Raw genomic sequence first — 24583 nt, forward strand, 5'->3', positions numbered from 1 at the left:
TGTCATCTTCCACCTGAAAAAAGAAATTGTAAATAGCAAACCCTGCAATTAAAATTCCGAAAATAATGAGATGCGGCTTCATGAGTAAAGTTTATAAGTTTTGAGTTATGAATGATAAGTTTTAATTTTTAGAATGACAACTTATCATTAATAACTAATTATCGTTTATAGTTAATGAATACGTTCTTCTTCTTTTGTGATTCACAGGGTTGTAGTCTTGCCATAACAGCTGAACACTCTTGTTTTCTTCCAGTTCAGGATTGGTTTCCAGGTATTTTACTCCTTTTTTTCGGAATAATTTCCAGATTTCTTTGAAAATAATGGATGTTACGCCTCTTCTTTGATAATCCGGATGAATTCCGATCAGATAAAAATTGGCTCTGTCATTCCTTTTTCCGGCTCTCAGGAAATGCCACCATCCGAACGGAAGTAATTTTCCTTTTGATTTTTGTAAAGCTTTTGAATAAGAAGGCATTGTGATCGCAAAAGCAATAAGCTGATCTGCATCATCTGCGACACAAACGATATAATCTTTATCGATTAGCTTAAAATATTTTTCCTTGTACGTTTTACGTTGTTCATCGGAAATAGGAGTGTAGGTCGAAAGATGTTTGTACGTTTCATCCAAAAGGTCAAACATAGGATCTACATATTCCAAAATTTGTTCTTTAGATTTGAAATTTAAAACTTTAAGCTTATATTTTTGTGAAATCAATTCGTTGAACTTGTGGATTTTATCCGGTAAAACCTCTGGAAAGACCAGTTCAAATTCTACCCATTCTTTTTCCTTTATTAATCCTAATTTTTCAAGATGTTTCGGGTAATAATCATGATTGTAGATGCCGATCATTGTTGCCAATTTGTCAAATCCTAATGTCAGCATTCCGGCTTTGTCAAGATTGGTAAAGCCCATCGGTCCCTCGATTTTGTCAATGTTTTTTTCTTTAGCATAATCAATTGCAGTCTGAATCAATGCCTGAGAAACTTCCTCATCATCAATAAAATCGATCCATCCGAAACGGACCTTTCTGATGCCCAGTTCTTTTTCTTCTTTATGATTGATAATCACAGCGATTCTTCCTACAATTTTATTGTCTTTATACGCTAAAAACTGTTTGGCTTCAGAATATTGCATGGCCGGATTTTCACCCGAATTCCATATATTGATTTCATCGTTGATAAATGCGGGAACATAATACGGATTGTTCGAATACAAATCCATGGGAAATCTTACAAATTGCTTTAGCTGATCGTTCGATTTTACTTCAATAACTGAAACTTTTGACATAGTGTTTTAGAGGAGAATTAAAGAGCAAATATAATTAATTTAAATCTAATACTTTGGCATAGTTTTTACATCATTTTGGTTAAAATTATACATTAAAATTTCATAACAAAATGACAGGTTACTATATAATCATTGGAATTTCGATGCTGATTAGCTGGTGGGTTTCTTCGAGGCTGAAATCGAAATTTGAGTATTATTCCAAAGTACACCTCAAAAATGGGCTCTCGGGAAAAGAAGTTGCTGAAAAAATGCTGAGAGATAATGGTATCAATGACGTTCAGGTAATTTCTGTTCCGGGACAATTGACAGATCATTATAATCCTGAAAATAAGACGGTGAATCTTTCGGAAGGAGTTTATATGCAGAGGAATGCGGCAGCGGCGGCTGTTGCGGCTCACGAATGTGGTCACGCTGTACAACATGCGGTTGGGTATTCGATGCTTCAATTGCGATCGCGGTTAGTTCCGGTCGTTAATATAAGTTCTAATCTCATGCAGTTTGTCTTGATTGCGGGTATCGCCATCATGGCAGCGACAAGAACGATCCATGATCCCAATGGAAACACGACTGTTTTGGCCATAGGGGTGATCATGTTTGCATTTACAACAGTTTTTGCATTTGTGACGCTTCCTGTAGAGTATGATGCGAGCAACAGAGCGATGAAATGGCTGAAAGACACGGGAACCGTAACGTCTGAAGAATATGCAGGAGTGCAAGACAGCTTGAAATGGGCGGCAAGAACCTACGTCGTAGCAGCTATCGGATCACTCGCACAGCTTCTCTACTTTGTATCTTTATTGATGGGTGGAAGAAGGAATTAATCTTTAAATTTAAAAGAAATATACTGCATCTCGGACAATTTGTCTGAGATGTTTTTTTATTATGGAGGTTTTGTTTAATATTAATTGAAATTTGATATTTTTGATAAATATTCCTATAAAACATCAATGCGGGAAAAAGATATATCAGAAAACCAGATCGGCAATCTCATAAAAGTGATTGCTTTTTTCTGGCTTCTTACAAAAGTCTGGAGCTATAAAACTTGGATTACAGAAAGGGTTTATCCTGTAATTCCACCATTGGATATCTTAAAAAATGTTCCTGATTTTTTGCACCAATTTTTATTCGGATTCTCTCTTTTAGCCTTACTTACTGTTTTATGTTTTAAAAATAACCTTTGGTTGCTTATCGCTTTATTTTTTTCTGAAGTCTTAAGCTGTTCGTTGGATACCGTAAGATGGCAGCCCTGGGAATATATGTATTTATGTTTCTTGTTGATGGTGATCATTAATTTTTACAAACCAAAAAATATTTTATTACTAAGTCATCTGTTTTTAGTTTCAATTTATTTTTTCAGTGGTTTGCATAAATTTAGCAGGGATTTTCTTTCTGCAGTATGGCTGAATATGGTGCTTGTCGATTTTTTTGGACTTTCAATGAATTTTATATTAAAATACAAACTCTTTTTTACGGGTTTGCTGATTCCTTTTGTAGAAATCGCTCTGGCAATATTACTGTTTATCTCGAAATCAAAAAAGAAGATCAGTTATTTATTGATTTTAATGCATTTAGGTATTTTAATTTTTATAGGTCCATTAGGCTTGAAATACAATTCTGTGGTTTGGCCCTGGAATTTGGCAATGATTTTTATTTTAATAATTATTTATTCAAAACCAGTTGATCCTGTAAATAAAAATATTCTTATCCCTAATCTATATTGGATTGTACTTTGGTTTGTAATGCCGGTTTTTAGTCTTTTCGGGAGTTGGTATCAATATTTTTCGTTCAATTTGTATTCAGGAAAAGGAGATCAAATGTATATCTGTATCTCCGGAAATGAAAAAGAACTCGAACCTTATTTTGAACACAAAAAAAATACTCTTTGTAAAGGAAAGCCTTATATCAATTTGCAAAACTGGGCATTGAAAGAAATAAAGTCTGCACCCCTTCCAGAAATTGAAATTTACAGAAAAATAGGAGTTCATATGAAACAGAAATACTCAAAGGATCATTTAAAAATAATACTTTATAATCATCAGACACAGAAAAGCATAGAATTGTAAAGGTTTCTGAATTTATAATTTATATTCCACAAATTGTAAGTTTGACAGCAACTCCAAAATTTCATCCTGGTGCTTTAATTTTATTCTTGCCAAAATTGAGGCTTTTTCCTGCGAATCGAAATTGATAATTTTTGCATCAAATTTTGAGAGGAGAGTGAAGATAATGTTTTGTTGATTAAAATTAAATGTAATCTCAATCTCCGTTTCCAGTTCTCTGGTTACGATATTAGCATCTTCCAAAGTTATTTTTGCAGATTCTTTATAAGCCTTCACCAAACCGGAAACCCCCAATTTTGTTCCGCCATAATAACGGACAGAAATCACCAGAACATTCGTAATCTCATGAGCCAAAAGCTGATTGTAAATGGGCAATCCGGCACTTCCGGAAGGTTCTCCGTCGTCATTAGCGCGATAATTTTCACCATTAAGTCCCATTCTGAAAGCATAACAATGATGAGTTGCCTTCGGATGCTCTGCCCTTATTTTTTCCAACGCAGCCTTCAGTTCTTCTTCATTATTTACCGGAAAAGCAAATCCGATGAACTTGCTTCCTTTTTCTTTTAATAAAGTATTTTCTATGGGTTTTTCTATGGTTTTGTATTCGAACTGCATTTTTAATCTGGTTTTCTTATTGGATGCTTCGACAAGTCTATTTAATTTAACCACAAAAGATTAAGCATCATTATTTTAAGTTTATTATTAAACTGCAAATAAGAACACATAAGTTTAAAAAAAATCTTTAATTTTTAACCTTTTGCGGGCTTTGTTTTAGTTAAACTTTAAATAGTCCAATAATAGCTTTTGTCTCTTTTGTAGTTAATAAAAAGTTTGAACAAACTCAATTGATTTTTAACGATTTCTATAAAATCCAACAACATTATCCCTGAAATTTTCAACCCTTTCCGGCTCAAAATCAAACTCAGGAGCTTTGGTGCCATTTTCCAGCTTTAGATTTTCATTTTTAATAACAATCGCCTCATCCCAAAGACCTGCATCAATGAATTCCTGTAAAGTAAATCTTCCCCCTTCAATGATAACGGACTGAATCTGTTCCTTATACAAAGCCTTCATTAAGCCAGATAAAAAATTCTCTTTTTCAATTTTAATAAACTGAATATTGTTTTGAGTTTCTTCTTTAATGGTATTAAACACCAAAGTTTTCGCTTCCCTGTTATAAATACTGAAATCCTGCGGAACTTTTAATTCAAAATCAATTAAGATTCTTACCGGATTTACCCCTTCTACATTTCTTACCGTCAAACTCGGATTGTCGTTCAACGCAGTTTGAGTTCCGACTAAAATGGCGTGTTCGTCGGCTCTCAGCTGGTGTACAAACTGATTCGCCAAAGAATTTGAAATGGAAACAGGCTTAAAATTTTTATCTAAAAATCCGTCACCCGATTCTGCCCATTTTAGAATAATATAAGGTCTTTTCTTTTCGTGATAGGTGAAAAATCTTTTGTTTAATTCAATACATTCTTTCTCCAAAATCCCGGAAACCGCTTCAATTCCGGCATCCTGAATGATTTTTTTTCCTTTTCCGTTCACTTTATCATGAGAATCCATCGCGCCGATGACCACTCTCTTGAATCCTAATTCTTTGATTTTTAAAGCACAAGGCGGCGTTTTTCCATAATGCGCACAGGGTTCCAGAGAAACATAGATCGTAGATTCCGGAATCAAAGTTTTATCTTTTACAGAATTGATAGCATTGATTTCTGCATGATTTTCTCCGGCTTTGTGATGATAACCTTCGCCGATAATTTTCCCATTATGCACGATAACGCTTCCCACCAAAGGATTCGGATATGTTTTACCAATGGCTTTCTGAGCCAGCACGATGCATCTTTTTATATAAAATTCGTCTTGCATATTGAATGAAAAAAGCGAAGACAAATTTCTCCGCTCCGCTTTTTAGATTTTTAAATTATTTTATTCTCCTGCGATGATGCTGTGAAGATTTTGCTTTAAAGTTTCCAAATGAGCCTTCTTCTCGTCGATAGAATCGAAAGTATCTTTCAACATAGGATTTTCTCTCGATGGCTTTTTGAAGAATGCCAGGTTGTTCTCCAGTTTTACGATTTCAGCTTCAAGGTCAGAGATCTGGCTCTTGATTTTTCTTGCTTTGTCGGTGAGCTGATTTTCAGATAAACCTTCTTCTTTAAGTTCTAACTCGTTGATTTTGTTTAATTTCAATTTCTCTCTCAACGTTTTGTTGAATTCAGTATTAATTGAAATTTTATCTCTCGGAACCTTCCCGATATTATTCCACGCAGTTTTGATAGCTTCGATTTTTTCGATGCTGCCTTCTTCGTTGCTAACGGTTTTCAGCTCGTCAAGAAGCGTTTTTTTGTTTTTATAATTTTCTTTCCAGTTATCGGTAGAAGCATTGCTTTTTTCTCTGTAATTGTTGAAGAAAGCATTACAAGCATCCCGGAATTCGTCCCAGATTTTGTTGGTCATGCTCTTTGGAACGTGTCCTACTTTTTTCCAGTCTTCCTGAAGTTTTTTAAACAACGGAACCGCGATATCCCATTCTTCATTATTCTGATTGTCTTTTGCCGTCTGGATTAGTTTTAATTTTTCTTCCAGATTAGCCTGTTGAGAACCTTTTAATGATTTATAATAAGTGTTTTTTGTTGTATTAAAACCTCTCAATGTTGTTTTAAAATCATTCCAATTTTGGTTGGAAAGTTTTCTTGGAACACTTCCTGTTTTTAAAAACTCTGCACGAAGATCTTCCACTCTTTTGATCGAGTTTTGCCAGTAATTGTGATTAGGCGTTTCAGATGGCTCAGAAAGTTTTTTAATTTCTGCGATGATCTGATTTTTCTTTTCAAGATTGGCGTTTTGCTCAGACTCGATGGCAGCGGAAAGTTCAGATTTTCTTTCGTGAATTTTGTTGGAAATTTCTTTAAACTCTTCCCATGTCTTTTCACGGAACTCTTCTGCAACCGGCTCTGCTTCTTCCTTCCAAAGCTTATGAAGATATTGTAATTCGTTTAATGCTTTCTGAATGACAGGCTCATGCTCAAGCTCTTTTGCACGCTGGATAATGTGCTGTCTTTTTTCAAGATTGTGGCTGTATTCTTGCTCCAGGAATTCTTTATTAAGATCCAGCATCTGGTAAAACTGATTCAGATGGTGAAAATAATTGTTATTAAGAATCCTGAATTCAGATTTTGCAACCTGTCCGGCTTTTGACCAGTCTTCTTTAATCTCTCTAATCGATTTGAAGAGGTTCACACCCGGTTCGGAGTTGGTATAAAGATTTTTAAGTCTTTCGATAATGTTTTGGCGGTGTTCAAGGTTTTTCTTTTGCTCTTCTTCCTGACCTTTTTGGTACGTGTCATATTTTTCCTTGAAAATATTCACCAATGCAGAAAATCTTGCCTGTAAAGGATGCTCATAGCTGAAGTTTTCAGGAGCATTTCCGGCATCTACATATTCATGTTTTTTATCTTCCACTTCGTCGTGGATCTGATGATTTGCTTTTTCTTTAAGCTGATTGAATTTTTTTGAATTTTCCCCTGCATTCGGAGCATTGATGATTTTCTCCATTTCCTTCAGAGCATCAGCCAGCGAGATGTCTACATCTTCATGTTCTTCCTCGTGTTCTGTATCCTCTTCATGCACGTTTTCATCCTGAGAAACGGTGTTTTCGGATGTTTCTTCGTGAGATACGTCTTGAGAATCTTTCTTTTCTTCGTTTTCAGAAAGGTTGTTTTCTGTAATCATAGCAAATCTTTTATGAGTGGCGTTTAATATCCTTTAAATATAGCAAAAATGCCAATTAAAGTACTAATTTATGTTATTTTTTTTGAAAATTCCAAATTTCCCACGCTTTTTCTGCCTGCTGCTCCAGCATATAATATCCATTCACTGTTTTGGCTCCTTTTTCAGAGGCATTGATGATGAATTGCGTGTAGTTTGGATTGTAGATTAAGTCTATGATTAAGTGGTCTTTGGAAAGCCCATCAAAAGGAAAACTAAGGCAGTCCTCCACATTGGGGAAAGTTCCGACAGGGGTACACTGGATGATAATTTTGTGGTTTTCCACCGTTTCTTTATCGAGATTTTCAAAATTGATTTCTGTGTTTCTGGAAACTGTAATAGATGAGATCCCGTTTTTATCCAACACATATTTTACGGCTTTGGCAGCGCCTCCGTTTCCAAGAATGATAGCCGAAGTATGATGTGGTTTTTTATGGAGAAGCAATGTTTTTTCAAACCCGAAAGCATCTGTATTGTAGCCTGTTTTTTTTCCGTTTTGAATTAAAACACAGTTCACCGCACCGATTTTTTGAGCTTCATCACTCAGTTCATCCAGGTAATCAATGATTTTTTCCTTGTAGGGAATCGTTACATTGAAGCCCAAAAGATCAGGAGCAGAGAAGAGATTTTCCACTTCTTTAATTTCGCTGAGATCAAAGATATTATAAGAATATCCTTTCAGCATCAGTTTCTGAAATTTGTCTTCAAAGAATTTTTTTGAGAAAGAATATGAAATATTTCTTCCTACTAAACCTAATTTTTTGTTGGAATCCATACCATAAAAATAAAAAAAAGACCGGAAAAAACCGGTCTTTAACGTAAAATATTTTTTAATAATTACTCAACAATAAATTTTGTAGAGAAAGTATCTGTTTTAAGAATGTAATTTCCTTTTACTAAGCCTTTAAGGTTAATTTTATTAGAATTTTTAAAAGGATTTTCAATAGTTTCGATCAATTTTCCTGAAAGGTCATAGATCTGAGCTTTTGAAATTGTTTTTAAGTTTTCACCTTTTACAAATAATTCGTTGTTTCTTACAGGATTTGGATAAACGCTGAAAGATTTTTCTTTTATGGTTTCAACCGTTCCTAATGCCCCGCTGTAGCAAGTCCAGCTTAGGTCGTCGATGGCTACTCTTGGTCCGTTTGTATTTGTAGTAGGATTTGTGATTTTGATAACTACATTTCCGGTTACATTAATATTGTTGATGGTAGTTGTTGTGGTAGTATTCGTTGTAGCGCTGTAAGGAACCGTACCTACCTGAACGCCGTTTACTTCAACATTTAAAACTCCTGCACCGCTTCCGAATTTTAAAGAAGTTGTCACCGTAAGACTTTGAATACCTCCTGAAACGGAAGAACTTGTTAAGTTTCCAACTCTTAAAGTAATAGCTTTATTGTTAATCGTCTGGTCGGTTCTTGCATCTGTAGCGTTCCATGTAATTCCATCATTTGTCCATGTTCTTAATCCGTAGCCGTTTCCGCCGTTAGGAATTGATTCAAATGTTTCCGTTCCGCAGCTTCCACCGCCAGGTTGCCCAGCAAGAGTAGTTCCTGTAGCCGTATTGCTAGATGTTGATGGATTTCCTGCCGCATCTTTAGCGATTATATAAAAACTATAGGTTGTAGAAGGATTTAATCCTGAAACCGTTGCGGTAGTTCCTGAAACCGTTGCATAGAAAACACCATCCTTATAAATATCATAACCGGCAACACCTACATTGTCTGTAGAAGCTGTCCAGCTTAAAGAAATTGAATTGGCAGTCGGATTGTTTGTGGCAAGATTTGTCGGCACACTTGGCGCTTCTGTATCTACAATTGGTGTTCCCCAGATCTGATTTACATATTCCGGATGATCGATGTATGGATTTCTGTTTCCCTGGAAAACATAAGATTTGTTGTTTCTCTCGATTTCAGCTGCAGATACAGGATCTAAGGCATTCCAAGCCAAAAGCTGATTAAGTTCCCAGGTTTGTAAGCCGGGAAATGCAGAATCTCCCAACATATTTCCTGTAGAGAATGATGAAAGCTGATTTTCATATCTTGTTACAAAATAAAAAATCATTCTGGCAACATCACCTTTAAAAGCATCGATCGGCTCAAAAACAGTTCCCGAATATCCCGGAGAAGCGGAGTTTCCAAGTTTTGATCCGTTTTGAGAGTTAAAAGAAGCCGTGCTTACTTTTCCGAAAGGGTAGTTTGATCTCATTCCGTTTACTTTTCCATCTGTTGGGCGGATAAAGTGAATATCGGAAACCATCGGGGGTTGTTCATTAAATAAACTTTGAGGCACAATATGCTCTCTGTTGTAGCAATCGCCTTCGCTGTTGTAGTTTCCACATTGGTTTGACCCAGGTGTGTAATTGTAAGGATCTGCTCCGTTGGGATTTTCAGAATAAATATCTAAAACTGAATTGTCGTTTTCGTAGAATTTATCGATATCTGTGGTTTGATAACCAGTCCATAAACCATTATATCCATGATCAACGTGACCATTCGTAATGATTTGTTTAAGTTTAGTTTTTAAAGGGGCTCCGGTAAGACCTGATGTGCCATCATAGTATCCCGCAGGAATCTGAGCAAATGCACTGATAAAGGCAAAACTCATTAAAAAAGAGAGTAAAGTTCGTTTCATTTTTAAAAATTGGGGCGTAAAGATACAAAAAAATGAAACCGTATCGTGTTAATTTTTAGTAATATACTCTTTACTTATTTTTGAAAATACCCAGGAAATGATGAACCCAAACAGGGAAGCGGTAATGGCAACGATAAAATAATTTTTACCGACAATTTTTACAGGAAAAGGCAGGGTTTCATTAGCCTTGAAAAATTCTGTGTACTGTTGGAAATAGCAAAGTGCCGTTCCTAAAATAAGCCCGGAGATGATTCCGGAAACAACGATAAGAACTCCCGTATAGAAATAGATTCTTCTTAAATGACTTAAAGGAAAGCCTAGTGAAATCAACGATTTTGCCTGTTCTTTTTTATCAAGTTGTAAAATAATAATCGCTCCCGCCAAATTGAAAGTCGTAATGAAAATGACCAATGCAAAAATCAGATAAATGAATAATTTTTCAGTATTAATCATTTTCCAGAATGCTGCATTTTCCTCTTCTTTGGTTTTTATCTCGATGTTTTTTCCTAACGATGACAGAAGCTGCTGCTTTACAGAATCTGTGTTGTCGGAATTTTTAAGCTTTACAACAATTTGATAGGCAGAATGTTTCGGTAAGTTTAATAATTCTTCCGTAAGCTCAATAGGAGAAATGATATAATTGTCCAACTGATCTTTTCCCGGAAATACTCCCGTAACAAGAACGTCTTTTTTATTATAAATATCTTCTTCTTTATTAATAATTCCAGTTCCTGGCTTCGGCATGAAAATCGTCGCATAATCTGTATTGGAAGCCACCGGAATCGATAATCTGTTGTCTAAAGAGTTTTCCATCAAAACTTCATTGGAATATTTGAAGCTTGGATACGCTCCGTAGAAAACATCTTTATCGATAGGATTTACCTTTGTATAAGCAGAATCAACACCTCTCAGGTAAGCGATGTCGCCCTTGCCGTTAAAATTAATATAAACCTTCTCTTCAATAACTCTGGAAAAATTGCGGATTTCTTTATTGCTTTTTAAAACAGCATTAATTTTATTGAAATCTTTCAGTGTTTTTCCCGTAGAACTTTTAATGGTAAGATCGGCATGAAGATTGGAAATCAGGTCTTTATTAAGATCTTCAAGACCCGAAAAAACGGAAATAATGACAAACATTGCAGTCACTGCCACCATCATAGCACCAACGGCCAGCCACGTAATAAACGTAACGGCAGTACTGCCTTTTTTGGCTAAAAGGTACCTTGAAGCTATATAAAATGCAATGTTCTTCAAAATTTTTATAAAATAGGATTGTCGCCTTCTCCTCTTAGTTCTTTTTCTATTTTTTCAACATCATCAAGGGAAGTGTCTAAGTAAAAGTTAAGATTAGGAATCACACGAACCTGTTTTGCCATTTTCTGGCCGATGAAATTTCTGTATTGGGTTTTGTTTTCCTCAATTTCTTTCATCACCGCAGCACGGAATTCCTGTGGAAATATGCTTAAATAAATTTTGGCAATACCAAGATCTGCAGTCACTTTTACATCCGAAACTGTTACTAAAATGCTTTGTTTGCTTTCTGCAGCCTGTTTGCGGAAAAGTTCTGCGAAGTCTTCCTGTATGATCTGAGCTACTTTTCTTTGTCTGTTACTTTCCATAATTTGTGCAAATTTAGTACTTTTGTTTGAATTGATACTTTGAAATTTGGTGTCTGTATCAAATTTACGACTTAATTTATAGAATTATTTTATGAAATTAGAACATATCGGCATTGCCGTGAAATCTTTGGGTGTTTCGGATGAGCTTTTTGCGAAACTTTTAGGAAAAGAATCTTATAAAAAAGAAAGTGTAGAAAGGGAAGGGGTAGTCACTTCATTTTATGCGGCGGGAGAAAGCAAAATAGAGCTTCTGGAAGCCAGTAGGGAAGAAAGCCCGATCTCAAAATTTATTGAAAAAAAGGGTGAAGGCATCCATCATTTGGCTTTTGGCGTTGAAAATATTATTGAAGAAATAGAAAGATTAAAAAAAGAAGGATTTCAGTTTATCTCAGAAGAACCGAAAGAAGGTGCTGATAATAAATTGGTTGTATTCCTACATCCTAAATCTACAAACGGTGTTCTGGTAGAACTTTGCCAAGAAAAGCCTTGAAAAATTTTGTAGTGAAAGAAATTTTACTATTTTTGCAATCACAAAATTTAACCAAATTTTGAGGTCCTATAGCTCAGTTGGTTAGAGCACCTGACTCATAATCAGGTGGTCCCTGGTTCGAGCCCAGGTGGGACCACTTTTTAAATCAAGCACTTACAGAAATGTAGGTGCTTTTTTGTTTTGTTGGGTGAAACATAGGTGAAACATTTGTATTTTTGACTATGGCTGATAATAAATTATTATTCTTCAAAGAAATTGAAGATTGCCTTACTTCTGAAGGTATTACAAAATCCCAAACTAACTTTACAGAATCCTTTTACAAATATGGAATTAATTATAGCCATATTGAAGAAAAAGGCGATGATATTATTTTACATTTCTCAAATGATAGCTGTTCATCTTGGCTGTCTAACTTTGAAAGAAATATTGGAGAACTGTTTGAGAAAGCTAAACTTCTAATGGAGGAAGCTTATATTAAAGAAGAAATCAAAGGCTTTAAAGACTATGTTGAAAAATCCTTAAGGAATATATTAAGATTAGACACTTATGGTTTCACTAAAAAATATATAGACAAACTGATTAATTTTTTTCAGGTAAAATACAATTTTGAAATTTCTATTGCTTCCTTTGTTGCTAATCAAAAAGTTAATCCATACCTAAGATTAAAAGGAGGGCTTAGAAAATCTGATATTACTAATCTATATAATTTAAGTGTTGATGATTATATTGAATATGAAAATTTGGATGTAAACGATTTCTTTAATGTGCTGTCAGGTGATAGTAATAAAAATATAATCTTTAAATGTTCAACAGCAGAAATGGTAGAGTATATCAGAAATTTATTACCAATATTAGAAAAAGGGAGAATAAAAAATATTGAACTATCAGGACTTTTTTATACATCAGGCAATAAAATTCTAAAAGTTAATAATTATCAAAGATACAAAACCAGCAATAAAAAATCAGGAATATCCTTATCTATAGATCTGTTGGATTTCTTTACCAAACTACATAATAAACTACAGTAATAGCAAGTAATATTACTCTAATATTATCCACTTCTTACAATTTGAGAAGTGGATTTTTTCATGCTACTACCTTTGTCACCACAAAATGTAAAACAATGAATAAAACTGAAAAAAACATTTTGAGTTTCAAAGAATCCATTGAATTTATGGATGTCAGCAAGTCTTTCTTGTATAAATTGACATCAGAAGGCAGAATCAACTTCTTCAAACCTAATAATGGTAAAATCTACTTTAGAAAAGAAGATTTGGAGAACTGGATGATGCAGAATGAGATGAAATCTGTTGAAAGTTTAGAAAAGCATTTATTAACCAAAAATTTTAAATCTAATGGAAAGACAAACTAAAACACCATTAATTCCTAACAAAGTTTATAAGAATTTACCACTTATCCTTAGAGATGTTACTAGAGATTTTTCAGGCAGGGAGAAGGATATGCTTCTTACATCATCTTTAGGAGTGTTAAGCAGTTTATTACCTCATATCTGTGGATATTATGACTCTGATATAGTTTATCCTAATTTACACACTTTTATAACTGTACCTATTGCATCAGGTAAAGGAGTTATAATGAAAGCTAGAAGTTTGGTAGATATTACTAATGAAGCTATCATCTCTGTATCTACCTCAGATTATGAATTTGAAATGAAACGTAATAATAAAGTGGTCACACCATGTTTTGATTTAAAGATTTTGCCTGTAAATATTAATAGCAAAGATTTTTACAGCTTTATGGCCAGAACTGATGGAGGATTGTTGATTATAGAGTCAGAAGCAGATATCATTAAATTTATGATGGATAATTTCTCACATATTCTGAAGAAAAGTTTTCACCATGAACCAATATCATTTAAGGAAGAAGATTTTTATATGAATATTGAAAAACCTAAACTTTCACTTGTATTAAGTAGTACTCAGGAACAGTATAAATCTATAATGAATTCTGCTGGAAATGATTTAGCATCAATGTTTCTTACTTATTCTTTTGATGAGGTTACTAAGTTTAAAGATGTTTTTGCCAATAAAGATAAAAATAAAAGAGGTGTATTTGAGTATTATTCAGAAATGTTAAAAGACAAGTATTCTTTTTCTAGATATGGAGACAAATTGGAATTTGAGTTGACAGAGCGTCAAAAAAGAATTTTTCATCAGCATTTTCAAGATAAGCAAACTTATATACTGAATAAAGAATCTTTAAACTTTACTTCTAATAACAATAGATTAGCCTTAATTTTTTTTAAATTATGTATGATAATTTCTGCTTTAAGGTTTGTAGAAGAAAGAATAGAGCCTAATAAATTAGTTTGTACAGATGCTGATTTTGACAACTGCTTAAAATTAATAGATATTTATTTTCAACATTCTCTTTATAATTTCAAAAGTTTGAATTTAAAAAAATAATCTAAACTTCTTAAGTCTGCCTATTTCCAGGCAGGCTTTTATCAACTAACTAAATCTAGAAAAATGAATAACCATGCAACAATAAAAGTTGTTATGGGTAGTAAACCTTTGTCTGATGGTCAGTATCTGGTTTACTTGCGTATAACAAAAAATAGAAGAAAAAAAGAAATCTCAATTGGTTTAAAAGGTTTTAAAGAACATTTTGATAGTGAGCAGTTTATAAAGCCTCATCCAAACTTTAAAATTGAAAATAGTTTTATTATAAAACAAAAATATGAAGCATTAAGTATAATCAGAAATTTTCAGCTCAACGATGAAGATTTCACCCTAGAATCTTTTGAAAGAAAATTCAGGGGAATGCCAGAAACCAATGACAATTTTTTTGACTTTACAGAAGAAATTATTACAGAAATGGAACAGTCAGACAGATTAGGAAATGCAAGAGCCTATAGGGAAGCAAAAGAATCTCTGTTAAAATTTATAAATGATAACCATTCAGGCAAAACAACACTGAAATTCAAAGAACTGACCCCAGAGTTACTTGAAAAATATGAAGTATATATGCGTTCAAAAGGAAATGAAAATGGAGGAATGGCTTTCAAGATGAGGCAAATTAGAGCAATATTTAATAAAGCTATTAATAGAAAAATCATATCACAGGATATTTATCCCTTTAAATACTACAAGGTTTCCAAGCTCAAAGCAAAACCCAACAAAAGAGCATTGACAGTAGAAGATTTTAAAAAGTTGAAAGATGTTAATTTGTTGCAGTTTCCCCATCTTATGGAAGCATACAATTACTTTATGTTTTCATTTTACACAAGAGGGATGAACTTTGTGGATATGATGTACCTTAAAAAATCAGATATAGTTAATGACAGATTATATTATACCAGAGCCAAAACCAAAGGCAGATTTAATATAGAAATTGTTGATAAGGCGCAGGAAATAATTGATTTTTACAAAGATAAAACAAAGAATACTTCTTATGTATTCCCAATACTGTTAAGTGATGATATGACACCAAAACAGATTGAATACAGAAAACATAAAGTTTTAAGTCGTTATAATAGAAAATTAGGAGAGATAGCTAAAATTGCAGGTGTTGAATCTCATGTAACCTCTTATGTAGCTAGACACAGCTTTGCAACCATCCTTAAAAAGAAAGGAACAAGTACAGATTTGATTTCTGAACTGATGGGGCATTCTAATGTACAAATAACTATGACCTATCTGAAAGAATTTGATGATGAAGAACTGGATAACGCCAACAGAAGATTATTAGATTTATAAACCAAGATTAAACTTAATCTGAAAAAATAGAAATATCCTTGTGTAATAAAATTAAGAAAATTCTTAATTTCAATTTTTACAAATTTTTAACTCATTAATATTATGAATGAATTCCCTTTAGAAGAGGATTTTCATAAAGAAAATGGGATTGAAAGTAATCTCCCTTCCCAGAAGTTACCTGGAGAATATAGTGAAGATTTTGAAGAGAGGTCTGAAAAAATAGAACTCTACAATCACGACATTACTCTTGAAGAAAATTTCCAAGAAAACAACAATCCAAAGTACATTTTAGTAAAAGTTACAGAAGATGGCAGTATGGCTGTTGAAAATAATACACCATCATTAACCCCTTTTGACAGGATTGTAGTCAATATGAATGTCTATGATTACTCTGCATTTGAGAATTATATGATAGATTATGATACAATCTTTGGAACAAGACTACTAACTTTTATGAAATATGACAGCAATTTCTTTGTTTGTGATGAAAGAGTCTTTTTTGAGGCACTACTTATCAAGTACAAAAAATCAGACTTTACCTCATTTTACTGGTCTAAAGAAAAGATATTTAAAGAAGTAGGCATCAAGAAAGACAGGGCAGAAAAAATAATTAGCAGATTTAAAGAATTGGGAATTATTTCTGTTGAGAAGAAAACAAGAACATTTGAAGGAAAACCACAGCAGGTTAATTACTTCTTTCTGCATCCTGAAAAAGTTATTGAATTACTTCCCAAAATGTTTGGAGAAGAGAATGAAGAGGATTTTATTTTTCCAGGACACAGAGATATTCAAAAATATCTTAAACCTGGATTAGAAAAAAAGACAGGCAGGAAAAGAAAATAACAGACACCTTTCCCCAATGGAGGATTTCCCCCAATAAAAGATATTGTTAAAAAGATTATATACGATATCTTTTATTTGAGGATTTCCTCTAATGGCTTTTTGTCCTGAATGTGTATTCCTTTATCAGTAGGATTAAGCTATAAATCTATTTTTAACATCAACCTTTGACAATTAAACAACACTCTTAATTCCAAGAGTAAATATTAACCATTTAAAACTGTAAAAAATTATGCAATTAAAACAATCACAAAGACAACAAGTAAAGCTCAGATTAGGATTATCAGGAGCATCAGGATTTGGAAAGACCAAATCAGCATTATTATTAGCCTATGGAATGACACAGGACTGGAGTAAAATAGCAGTCATAGATACAGAAAACTCCTCAGCTTCCCTGTATTCTGACCTGGGCAGTTATAATGTTCTGGACTTACAGGCACCCTACAGTCCTGAAAGGTACATACAAGCCATTGAATTGTGTGAAAAGTCAGGAATAGAAGTTATTATTATAGATTCAGCCAGTCACGAATGGAATGGCTCTGGTGGATGTCTGGAAATTCATGAAAAATTGGGTGGCAGATTTCAGGATTGGGCTAATGTCACACCCAGACATCAGGCATTCATTAATAAAATTCTGCAATCAAGTTGTCACATCATTACCACTACTAGAAGAAAGATGGATTATTCTTTAGATATTGGTAGCAATGGTAAGACTAAAGTAGTAAAGCATGGAACTAAAGAAATTACCAGAGATGGCTTTGAGTATGAACTAACTATCAATTTTGAGTTAGTGAATGATAATCATTTGGCTAAAGCAAGTAAAGACAGAACTGGACTATTTATGAACAAACCTGAGTTTCTGATAACTTCTCAAACTGGTAAGATGATTCTTGACTGGTGTAATACAGGAGAAATTACTAAACTCCAGGTAACCTCTTCAACCTCTGAACAAAGTTACCTGGGCTCTAATGAGATTAATAATCTGATTAATAAGATAGAAAGCTGTAATACAATAGCAGAATTATTGGCACTCTACAAGCAATACCCAGACTATCAGGAAAAGCTAAAATCAGAATATGAAGTCAAGAAATCATTTTTAATCAAATTGTCTAACCCTCAAAACTTTTCAACTAATGGAGTACACAGATAATACAGCAGTAATGGAACTGCACAATGTTCAAAGAAGCAGTCACCTTAACCTGGAGGCTGTAAATATCCAAGATGCAGAGGTATTTTATCCAAGTAGAATGAATGAAATAAAGGAGGTTGAGCCAAGAAGTGTTCAACCTCTTTTGATTTCTAATACAATCAGTACTATTACTGATGCAACAGTCTCTGCCTATATTCACAAACCATTCATTGAAGCCAACACCTTACAGGTAGATTTAAGTCACCTTAAAAGTGATTGCATCATTCCTGTATTCAGTAAGGACAATGAAAAGACCATTGCCCACCAAGAATTTATAGAGATTGTTACTAATACAGTCATGAAAATGTTTCCTCACCATAGTGTCAGTAATCCTGAAATCAGGGTATCACACCAAATCAAAGGTAGAACTCCTGATGCTATTTACAAGAGTGCTAAAGATTTATTAGACCATGAAAAAACTATCTATTATGAAAGAATGGCATTTATTATTCAGATACCATCTATTGTAGATACTATTAATGGTAATGAGTTGGCTTTAACTTTAGGTGGGGTAAGAAGCTACAACCTGGAGAACTTATACAACAAGAAAACTTTTGAAAAATTCAAGTTTTTCATTGGCTTTCAAAATAAAGTATGTTGCAATCTTTGTGTAAGTTCTGATGGTTTTGTTGAAGAAATGAGAGTGGGAAATTATCATGAGTTACAAGAGAAAGTTACTGCTGTTATTCAAAATTACAATGCACAAAGTCACCTGGAGGTTATGAAATCTTTATCCCATAGTCATCTTACAGAGCATCAATTTGCTCAACTCTTAGGTAGGTCAAGATTGTATCAACACTTACCTAAGAAAGAGAAGTTGGCAATCCCAAGCCTGAATTTCAATGACAGTCAGCTTAATATAGTGTCAAAAGACTATTACGAAGATGAAAGCTTTTGCAGGAATGATGATGGAGATATTAACCTTTGGAATGTCTACAACCTCTTTACACAGGCTAATAAGAGCAGTTATATAGACACTTTTCTTGACAGGAATTTGAATGCTTTTGAATTTTCAAAAGGCATTCAGAAGGCGCTTAATGGTAATTCTGATTATCATTGGTTTTTGAGCTAGTTTGTCTGTCCCATATTTCTATGGGACAGTTTCTATATAAAAAATTGTGCATATATTTTAGCAAGTTCTTCATCATACTTTGCTTTTAATGCAGTTTCAATAATTTTTTTAAGAGGTTTTATTTTTTTAAATTCATTATAAAATATCTTATGATCAAATAAATAAAGCCATTCTACTTTAAATTTTGAAAAATCATATTTTTCTCTAAAAATACAGAACTTCATAAACTCATACAAATTGCTTAACTTTTGTAATCTTTGGTCATTTTCTTTTACTCCTAATCTGTAAAAGAATAATAAATCGTTATAAAATAGGTGATTGTGAAATTTAGGTTTCCCATTTTCCATAAAGTACCCATCTTTTTCACTATCATTACCTTTGTTCCTTTTATTTAAATAGGATATAAAGCTGTCAAAAAAAATATTGTAATCAATTATTTTGTTTAAGGTTGCAGATCTATACAAATCATTATCAAAATTATTCTGTAATCTTTCAGTTATTATTTGGTAATAGAAATTTTTAACTTTATCATTAGAAATAACCCATAGATAAATTATGTTGTCAGAGTGTTTATCTAAATATTCGAAGTCTGAAAGTAGTTTTTGGGCATATTCAATATCATCAATTATTACATATTGATTTGTACTGCATATTTCTGCTACTAAATTAAGAATGTCATGTTTTACACGATTATAAGTATCCCTACAAGAAATCTCCAATAACCTTTTACAATCTTCAATTTTGATACTTTTATAATTCTTATATAAAAACCACTTTAAATATTTTATATTATTATGACTTAGTTTTATATTAAAAGAAAGAAATAGCAGAATATTACTCTTAATTGAATCAAATTGTTCTGAATTCAATTCAATTAAGCTTAAGAAAACCATAATATTACTAAAAATTTTTCTTGTTCTTTCTTCAAATGAGCTTTTTTGAAGTTGGCTTTCCATGATCTCTGATCTTGATTCTATTCCCCAAATATTGCCCTCTTCAAAATATGATTTTAAAAAATTATTTGAATAGCTCAGGATCATTCCTAAATTATCTTTTTTAAATTTAATTTCTTCAATATCATATTCCTCTAGTACTTTAACAAATCTATCTGTATTGATATAAGGTATAGTCAATCCAAAAAAATCTACATCAAATTCTTTTATTTTGCCTCCATATCTATTGTCAGTAGAGTAATTAATCATAAGAGCCTCCACAGCCTTGTTAATAATATTTTTAAAATCAGAGAATTCATCATTGATAATATAATTCTCATTATAAAAGACTAATAATTTGAATAACTCAAAATAGATTAGTTGTGGATAATAAGGTCCTACAGAGTTAGAATATTTATTTTGAAATAGTTTATATGTCTTTAAAATTTCATCATAGTAATTGTCAATTTTGTCTTTTACTTTGGTTAAAACTTTATCATCTCTGATAATTTTTAGGAGATTGTATTCATCATCACTTTTATTTGGGATATGAAAAATCAATTTATCAATATCTATATCATCTATTTTTTCAATAGCAGACTCTTTTTCTTTATCATCAATTTGAAATTCCCAATTAATAAGTGTTCTTAGGGCTTTCATATTGGTTTTAGCAATATAATAAGTGATAAATTTTTGAGTAATCCATGCTTTTGAAGCTACTTCTTCAAACATTTTAAAGGACTGAAAGTAATTTCCAAATTTGTAGTTCAGAAAAGCCTTTTGCATATCCTCTGTAATATCAGTTGTGTCACTTATACTATAGCTGTTAGTTTCTGTTAGACTTTCTTTTAATTGATACTTTTCATATTTGCATTTTGAGCAAGTACATTTTTTAACTGATTTATAATTAATATTTTTGCTCACATCTGAAAATCCTTTATACCCTAGAGAATCTGGTTTTTCATTTTCTTTAGTAACATAAAAAATAAGTCCATTATTTAATGCTTTTAATATAAATTCAATTTTCTTTTTCTTCTTAGAATCAGTATCTGTCAGAATAATTTCTGAACCCTCAATCTCTATTTTATCAAAAAATAAATCTGCAAGTATAGTATTTTTTAAAAGAAGTGCATTATATTCAATTAAATGTTCATGTTCTAAGGTAGATTTAAAAGGATATAGTTTACTTATAAAGTCTTGTGGCAAACTTTTTACTTCTTCAAACCTGATAAGAGAGTTATAAATCTGGTCAACTACATTTTCTTCATTAATTGAAATTTTAAGCTTATCATAAAACCTTAAAAATCTTAAGAAGTTAAGTAATAGCTGTCCTTTTTCACTTAGAGATTTAACTTCTTTTAAATAATTACTTTTTTTCCCATAAATATTATCTTCTTTTAAGAAATCATCTATATAGTTTTTAGATATACTTTCTCCATCTTTTTGTTCAATATAGTTTGCATCAAAATAATTAATCACATTAATTCCTTTGTTTTTCAGATATTGTCTATGAGATTGATGTACCTCTTTATCAATAGATAGCAGATAAGCATTTTGAAAGTTATTACCTAATATATTCCTCACATACTGAACTATTTGTTTTAAATTATAATCATTAAAACTATAGCCAATAAAAAGAACTACTTTAGTTGAAAAAACAGACTTAATAAAAGAATCTAATAATGGGTGATTTTGTGAGTATCCCAAGTAATCATCTTCTTTAAATACCAGATTACCTGTATCTAAATCACCATGTATCTTTACTAGTAACTTTGTATTGTTTGAATAGGGTAAATCTTTGTCTTCTCTGATAATGGAATAAGGCAGGGAGTTTTTTGTAATTACCTGTTCTAATAAATCTTCAAAATTTGTGGTTAAAATGTGTTCAGGATTTAACTCAAATAATTCTTCATGTATTTCATTATATCTTAATTTCTTATGACCAAGAGAGGCTCTTACTTTTTCAATATATTCTTTTTCTTGTCTATCATTAAAATATATTTGGGCAATTTTTAAATAATCCTTTTCATCATCAGGTAAATCAAGCTCATCTTTTATTTTATCAATTAAACTGCTCCAACTTGGTACATTAGCATCAATTGAAATGCCTGCACCTGCAAAAATCACAAGCTTATTTGTATTGATAGCGTTTTTAATTATTTGTATATCTGCCAGAAACTTTTTATTCATACATTTTATATTTCTCTCAAAATTTTTCACACATCTAACTCATTTATCTTAATTTTTATAATCCATAAATAAGTTTAAAATGTTAAAAAAATAGAAAGATAAATTTAACTAAATCTAAGACAATAAGAAAATTATATTCAAGTGAAATTTTGATATCAAACAAGTCTTTCAGCTCAATCTCTAAAGTCAGACACAAGAGATAATAGCTTACTCTTACTACTATCATTCTCAATCTTGAGATATTAGTATAGACTTCATAAAGAAGCTAATCAGTCAGAAATCAACTTCTAATTCAAACCTAGATAAATTTTGTATGAACTTAATTAAATGATTTATTTTTTTCTAATTCATTCATATTTTTATAATACTTTTTTAATTTCGTCATACTCTAAAGAATTTGTATTGAATTCTTTAAGAAGTTTATTTTTATTTATGGATTGCAATTTACTATCTACCATTATAAGTGATTCTCTATGATTTTGATATATCTTTATTGCAGTATTTCTGGAGATACCTAAATTTTGTAGTGCAATAACCACTCTATTTTGTGTTCCATATTCAAGAAGAGTAGCCCAATTTTCTCCTGATTTTTCTTCACCTTTAATTTTTAGTACAACTTGATAATAATGATTAAAATACTTTTCAAATAAAAATCTTAAAACATATTCAATATCATCTATTACATCTTCAATAATAATATTAATATGCTTTTTGTCTGTCTTATCAAACTTTATATAGTCTTTATATGAAATCTTAATTGTAGAGTTTGGATTATTTGCTTTCCAATCGATGGATTCCTTAATTATGTGACTTAATGTAAGCCCATTAATCCATTGGTTCATCAATGTTGCATAATATCTTAAACTATTTTTATCCCTTAGTTTTTTCTCTGCTTTATCCCATTTGTATAAAGAATACATTCTTGTTAAAATACTTAAGCAAGTCTCATACTTAATACCACTACTTGGTAATTGAATATTTCTTGGATTAGAAGATAAAATATTAAAGACATTGTTCTGTGTTTCAAAATCAATGTTTTGATTGTTATTTAATATAAATTTTGGGATTTGATAATCTTTAGATTTGCTTTTAGCAAGTTGAATTATTTTATCTTTATTCTTTTCGATTAATTTGTTAATTATAGGACTCTTATAATTAGAATCTGTCTCTAATGAATCTACTTTTATAATATTTGCAATATATTTCAAGATTTCTTTTTCTAACTCTGATCCAGAAATATCATTTCCATTAATAATTGACTCTATTTTTCTTAAATTTTTATCTACTTTATTATATACTGTTGGAACCAATTCAATTTTTTCTTTTTTAAATATGTCTACGTTCTCCCATGATTGTTCATACTGTAGACAATATATATTTCCTTCCAATTCTTTTGTGAGCCTACCTGCTCTCCCTGATAAATTCCAAAAGTCAATTGAGTTAAATTCTTTATTAAAAATTCTATTATCTAAAATGAAAATATTTTGAGTTGGCATATTGACACCCTCAAGTAATGTGGAAGTGCAAAAAACATTTCTTATAAACTCTTTTTTATATAAATCCTCAACAATATTTCTTATTGCTTGAGGAAGTTTGCCATGATGATAGGCTGCACCTTTTATTAACAGATTTGTTAAATAGTAGTCAGGATGTACATAATCGCTAATATTTTTAGCAGCTTTTATTACAGCATCATTAGGAACAAAATCTGTTTTGAATTCAACAAACTGATTTGCTTTTTCAACAGTTGTACTTTTAAAGTTACAATAGATTAGGTTGTTTTGATTTTCCCCTATTTTTTTAATAAAATCAATATCATTTTTAACAGAAATTATTGATGGAGATATTCCAATAATAATTTCTGTACCATTATAATACTGTTTTATACTCTTTCCAACAATATCTACTAAGTATAAATTTTGAGAAACAGGAGATTCATCTGTATAGTAAAAAGAGTTTCTTGACTTTCGATTGAATAGTTTCAAAAAAATATCTGGGTTTGAAACATTGGGAGATGAAAAATATAATTTAACACCTTTATATTTTTTTTGTGTTTTTTCAATACATGTATACAAGGTAATACTGCGTGCATCATTTAGATTACCTAATTTATGTGCTTCATCAATAAATAAAAAGCCAATAGGGGGTGTATTTTCCTGTGAAAGATAGCTTATCAATCTTTCAGGAGTTAATACAAAAACATAGCTGTAATTTTCTTCAAGAGCAATATCAGTTATATTCGAATTTACAAGAACCTTATATTTGTATCTTTCAAATAACTCTGATAATTCATTTTTTAAATCAATAGAAAATTGATTAATAAGTGCTCTTGTTGGCACTACTATTACAATATTTTCTGGAGGAGAGTTTTTTATTACTTTTTTAATAAATGACTTTATTATGAAAGACTTCCCCATAGAAGTAGGACCAGAAAAACTAAATTCAACACTACTACTTAGTTTTGAAAATAATTTATATTGAGAATCAGTAAAATATAAATTATCACTATCTGGAACTTTCTGAAAAATTTTCTTAAATTCTTCTTCTAATGTCCTAGAGATAGGTATTTCAGCATTATTGTCATTTTTATTTTCTAAATAATTAATAGCAGGAAAATTTCCCAATTTACTAAAAACAGCTTTTGATATTGTCTTATATGTTGGATGATAACAATAAAGTGTAATAGCCACGACTTTATCTGACAGTTAGGGGTTAAAAATAATTGTCAGTTATCCAATATTGTCCTTACTTCCAAAAGTAAGGATTTTTTGTT

The 24583-nt window shown here is 31.6% G+C and carries 20 protein-coding genes and 1 tRNA gene; 11 read left to right on the forward strand and 10 right to left on the reverse strand.

Annotated features, from left to right (window positions below; genetic code table 11):
• Positions 1-154: 154 nt before the first annotated feature.
• A complete protein-coding gene (locus BMX24_RS20535; RefSeq protein WP_089796245.1) occupies positions 155-1288 on the reverse strand; it encodes a GNAT family N-acetyltransferase in 1134 nt (377 codons plus the stop codon).
• 110 nt (positions 1289-1398) lie between these two features.
• On the opposite strand from BMX24_RS20535, the gene BMX24_RS20540 reads away from it, so the two are divergent.
• Together BMX24_RS20540 and BMX24_RS20545 are read left to right on the forward strand one after the other, a co-directional pair.
• On the forward strand, positions 1399-2109 hold the full coding sequence (locus BMX24_RS20540) for a zinc metallopeptidase (RefSeq protein ID WP_089796247.1): 711 nt from the start codon (positions 1399-1401) through the stop codon (positions 2107-2109).
• A gap of 84 nt (positions 2110-2193) precedes the next feature.
• Positions 2194-3351 carry a hypothetical protein gene (locus BMX24_RS20545; RefSeq protein WP_170835763.1) on the forward strand — a complete coding sequence of 386 codons (1158 nt, stop codon included), beginning with the start codon at positions 2194-2196 and terminating at the stop codon, positions 3349-3351.
• Positions 3352-3363: 12 nt separating this feature from the next.
• Here BMX24_RS20545 and BMX24_RS20550 read toward each other — a convergent pair whose 3' ends face one another.
• The 7 genes from BMX24_RS20550 to rbfA form a co-directional block, all read right to left on the reverse strand.
• A complete protein-coding gene (locus BMX24_RS20550; protein ID WP_089796252.1) occupies positions 3364-3963 on the reverse strand; it encodes an IMPACT family protein in 600 nt (199 codons plus the stop codon).
• A 237-nt stretch (positions 3964-4200) separates the two neighbouring features.
• The gene (ribD, locus tag BMX24_RS20555; RefSeq protein WP_089796254.1) at positions 4201-5223 is read right to left on the reverse strand and encodes a bifunctional diaminohydroxyphosphoribosylaminopyrimidine deaminase/5-amino-6-(5-phosphoribosylamino)uracil reductase RibD; all 1023 of its coding nucleotides are present in this window, start codon (positions 5221-5223) and stop codon (positions 4201-4203) included.
• Between the two features lie 60 nt (positions 5224-5283).
• Positions 5284-7089: a DUF349 domain-containing protein gene (locus tag BMX24_RS20560; protein WP_089796256.1), complete on the reverse strand. Its 1806-nt coding sequence runs from the start codon at positions 7087-7089 to the stop codon at positions 5284-5286.
• A 73-nt stretch (positions 7090-7162) separates the two neighbouring features.
• The gene (locus BMX24_RS20565) at positions 7163-7900 is read right to left on the reverse strand and encodes a shikimate dehydrogenase family protein (protein WP_089796259.1); all 738 of its coding nucleotides are present in this window, start codon (positions 7898-7900) and stop codon (positions 7163-7165) included.
• A 62-nt stretch (positions 7901-7962) separates the two neighbouring features.
• Positions 7963-9759: an endonuclease gene (locus BMX24_RS20570; RefSeq protein WP_089796260.1), complete on the reverse strand. Its 1797-nt coding sequence runs from the start codon at positions 9757-9759 to the stop codon at positions 7963-7965.
• Positions 9760-9807: 48 nt separating this feature from the next.
• Positions 9808-11013 carry an ABC transporter permease gene (locus BMX24_RS20575; protein WP_089796262.1) on the reverse strand — a complete coding sequence of 402 codons (1206 nt, stop codon included), beginning with the start codon at positions 11011-11013 and terminating at the stop codon, positions 9808-9810.
• A gap of 5 nt (positions 11014-11018) precedes the next feature.
• Positions 11019-11378: a 30S ribosome-binding factor RbfA gene (gene rbfA / locus BMX24_RS20580; protein WP_089796264.1), complete on the reverse strand. Its 360-nt coding sequence runs from the start codon at positions 11376-11378 to the stop codon at positions 11019-11021.
• 91 nt (positions 11379-11469) lie between these two features.
• On the opposite strand from rbfA, the gene mce reads away from it, so the two are divergent.
• From mce to BMX24_RS20625, 9 genes are all read left to right on the forward strand, one after another.
• Positions 11470-11868 (forward strand): methylmalonyl-CoA epimerase, encoded by a 399-nt coding sequence (gene mce / locus BMX24_RS20585; RefSeq protein WP_089796266.1) that lies wholly within the window; start codon positions 11470-11472, stop codon positions 11866-11868.
• Positions 11869-11930: 62 nt separating this feature from the next.
• A tRNA-Ile gene (locus BMX24_RS20590) sits at positions 11931-12004 on the forward strand.
• Between the two features lie 85 nt (positions 12005-12089).
• A complete protein-coding gene (locus tag BMX24_RS20595) occupies positions 12090-12896 on the forward strand; it encodes a hypothetical protein (protein WP_089796268.1) in 807 nt (268 codons plus the stop codon).
• Between the two features lie 95 nt (positions 12897-12991).
• Positions 12992-13240 carry a helix-turn-helix domain-containing protein gene (locus BMX24_RS20600; RefSeq protein ID WP_089796271.1) on the forward strand — a complete coding sequence of 83 codons (249 nt, stop codon included), beginning with the start codon at positions 12992-12994 and terminating at the stop codon, positions 13238-13240.
• The gene (locus tag BMX24_RS20605; RefSeq protein ID WP_089796273.1) at positions 13224-14294 is read left to right on the forward strand and encodes a DUF3987 domain-containing protein; all 1071 of its coding nucleotides are present in this window, start codon (positions 13224-13226) and stop codon (positions 14292-14294) included. The genes BMX24_RS20600 and BMX24_RS20605 overlap by 17 nt, the downstream gene beginning before the upstream one ends.
• A 63-nt stretch (positions 14295-14357) precedes the next feature.
• A complete protein-coding gene (locus BMX24_RS20610) occupies positions 14358-15587 on the forward strand; it encodes a site-specific integrase (RefSeq protein WP_089796275.1) in 1230 nt (409 codons plus the stop codon).
• A gap of 102 nt (positions 15588-15689) precedes the next feature.
• Positions 15690-16430: a hypothetical protein gene (locus tag BMX24_RS20615; RefSeq protein WP_089796277.1), complete on the forward strand. Its 741-nt coding sequence runs from the start codon at positions 15690-15692 to the stop codon at positions 16428-16430.
• 229 nt (positions 16431-16659) lie between these two features.
• Positions 16660-17577, forward strand: a complete 918-nt coding sequence (locus tag BMX24_RS20620; protein WP_089796279.1) for an AAA family ATPase — start codon at positions 16660-16662, stop codon at positions 17575-17577.
• A complete protein-coding gene (locus BMX24_RS20625) occupies positions 17561-18688 on the forward strand; it encodes a DUF3871 family protein (RefSeq protein ID WP_089796281.1) in 1128 nt (375 codons plus the stop codon). The genes BMX24_RS20620 and BMX24_RS20625 overlap by 17 nt, the downstream gene beginning before the upstream one ends.
• A 32-nt stretch (positions 18689-18720) precedes the next feature.
• Here the strand turns inward: BMX24_RS20625 and BMX24_RS20630 are convergent, their stop codons facing one another.
• Positions 18721-21810: an SIR2 family protein gene (locus BMX24_RS20630; protein WP_089796282.1), complete on the reverse strand. Its 3090-nt coding sequence runs from the start codon at positions 21808-21810 to the stop codon at positions 18721-18723.
• A 359-nt stretch (positions 21811-22169) separates the two neighbouring features.
• A complete protein-coding gene (locus tag BMX24_RS20635; protein ID WP_139176916.1) occupies positions 22170-24500 on the reverse strand; it encodes a DEAD/DEAH box helicase in 2331 nt (776 codons plus the stop codon).
• Between the last annotated feature and the right edge of the window lie 83 nt (positions 24501-24583).

It is taken from the genome of Chryseobacterium wanjuense (assembly GCF_900111495.1).
In the GTDB taxonomy this organism is placed as follows: domain Bacteria; phylum Bacteroidota; class Bacteroidia; order Flavobacteriales; family Weeksellaceae; genus Chryseobacterium; species Chryseobacterium wanjuense.

What these genes read in the sequence shown, in the direction of transcription:
- BMX24_RS20535 (WP_089796245.1), bottom strand. Translation starts at nt 1,288, where the DNA reads ATGTCAAAAGTTTCAGTTATTGAAGTAAAATCGAACGATCAGCTAAAG.
- BMX24_RS20540 (WP_089796247.1), top strand. Translation starts at nt 1,399, where the DNA reads ATGACAGGTTACTATATAATCATTGGAATTTCGATGCTGATTAGCTGG.
- BMX24_RS20550 (WP_089796252.1), bottom strand. Translation starts at nt 3,963, where the DNA reads ATGCAGTTCGAATACAAAACCATAGAAAAACCCATAGAAAATACTTTA.
- ribD (WP_089796254.1), bottom strand. Translation starts at nt 5,223, where the DNA reads ATGCAAGACGAATTTTATATAAAAAGATGCATCGTGCTGGCTCAGAAA.
- BMX24_RS20560 (WP_089796256.1), bottom strand. Translation starts at nt 7,089, where the DNA reads ATGATTACAGAAAACAACCTTTCTGAAAACGAAGAAAAGAAAGATTCT.
- BMX24_RS20565 (WP_089796259.1), bottom strand. Translation starts at nt 7,900, where the DNA reads ATGGATTCCAACAAAAAATTAGGTTTAGTAGGAAGAAATATTTCATAT.
- BMX24_RS20570 (WP_089796260.1), bottom strand. Translation starts at nt 9,759, where the DNA reads ATGAAACGAACTTTACTCTCTTTTTTAATGAGTTTTGCCTTTATCAGT.
- rbfA (WP_089796264.1), bottom strand. Translation starts at nt 11,378, where the DNA reads ATGGAAAGTAACAGACAAAGAAAAGTAGCTCAGATCATACAGGAAGAC.
- mce (WP_089796266.1), top strand. Translation starts at nt 11,470, where the DNA reads ATGAAATTAGAACATATCGGCATTGCCGTGAAATCTTTGGGTGTTTCG.
- BMX24_RS20595 (WP_089796268.1), top strand. Translation starts at nt 12,090, where the DNA reads ATGGCTGATAATAAATTATTATTCTTCAAAGAAATTGAAGATTGCCTT.
- BMX24_RS20600 (WP_089796271.1), top strand. Translation starts at nt 12,992, where the DNA reads ATGAATAAAACTGAAAAAAACATTTTGAGTTTCAAAGAATCCATTGAA.
- BMX24_RS20605 (WP_089796273.1), top strand. Translation starts at nt 13,224, where the DNA reads ATGGAAAGACAAACTAAAACACCATTAATTCCTAACAAAGTTTATAAG.
- BMX24_RS20610 (WP_089796275.1), top strand. Translation starts at nt 14,358, where the DNA reads ATGAATAACCATGCAACAATAAAAGTTGTTATGGGTAGTAAACCTTTG.
- BMX24_RS20615 (WP_089796277.1), top strand. Translation starts at nt 15,690, where the DNA reads ATGAATGAATTCCCTTTAGAAGAGGATTTTCATAAAGAAAATGGGATT.
- BMX24_RS20620 (WP_089796279.1), top strand. Translation starts at nt 16,660, where the DNA reads ATGCAATTAAAACAATCACAAAGACAACAAGTAAAGCTCAGATTAGGA.
- BMX24_RS20625 (WP_089796281.1), top strand. Translation starts at nt 17,561, where the DNA reads ATGGAGTACACAGATAATACAGCAGTAATGGAACTGCACAATGTTCAA.
- BMX24_RS20630 (WP_089796282.1), bottom strand. Translation starts at nt 21,810, where the DNA reads ATGAATAAAAAGTTTCTGGCAGATATACAAATAATTAAAAACGCTATC.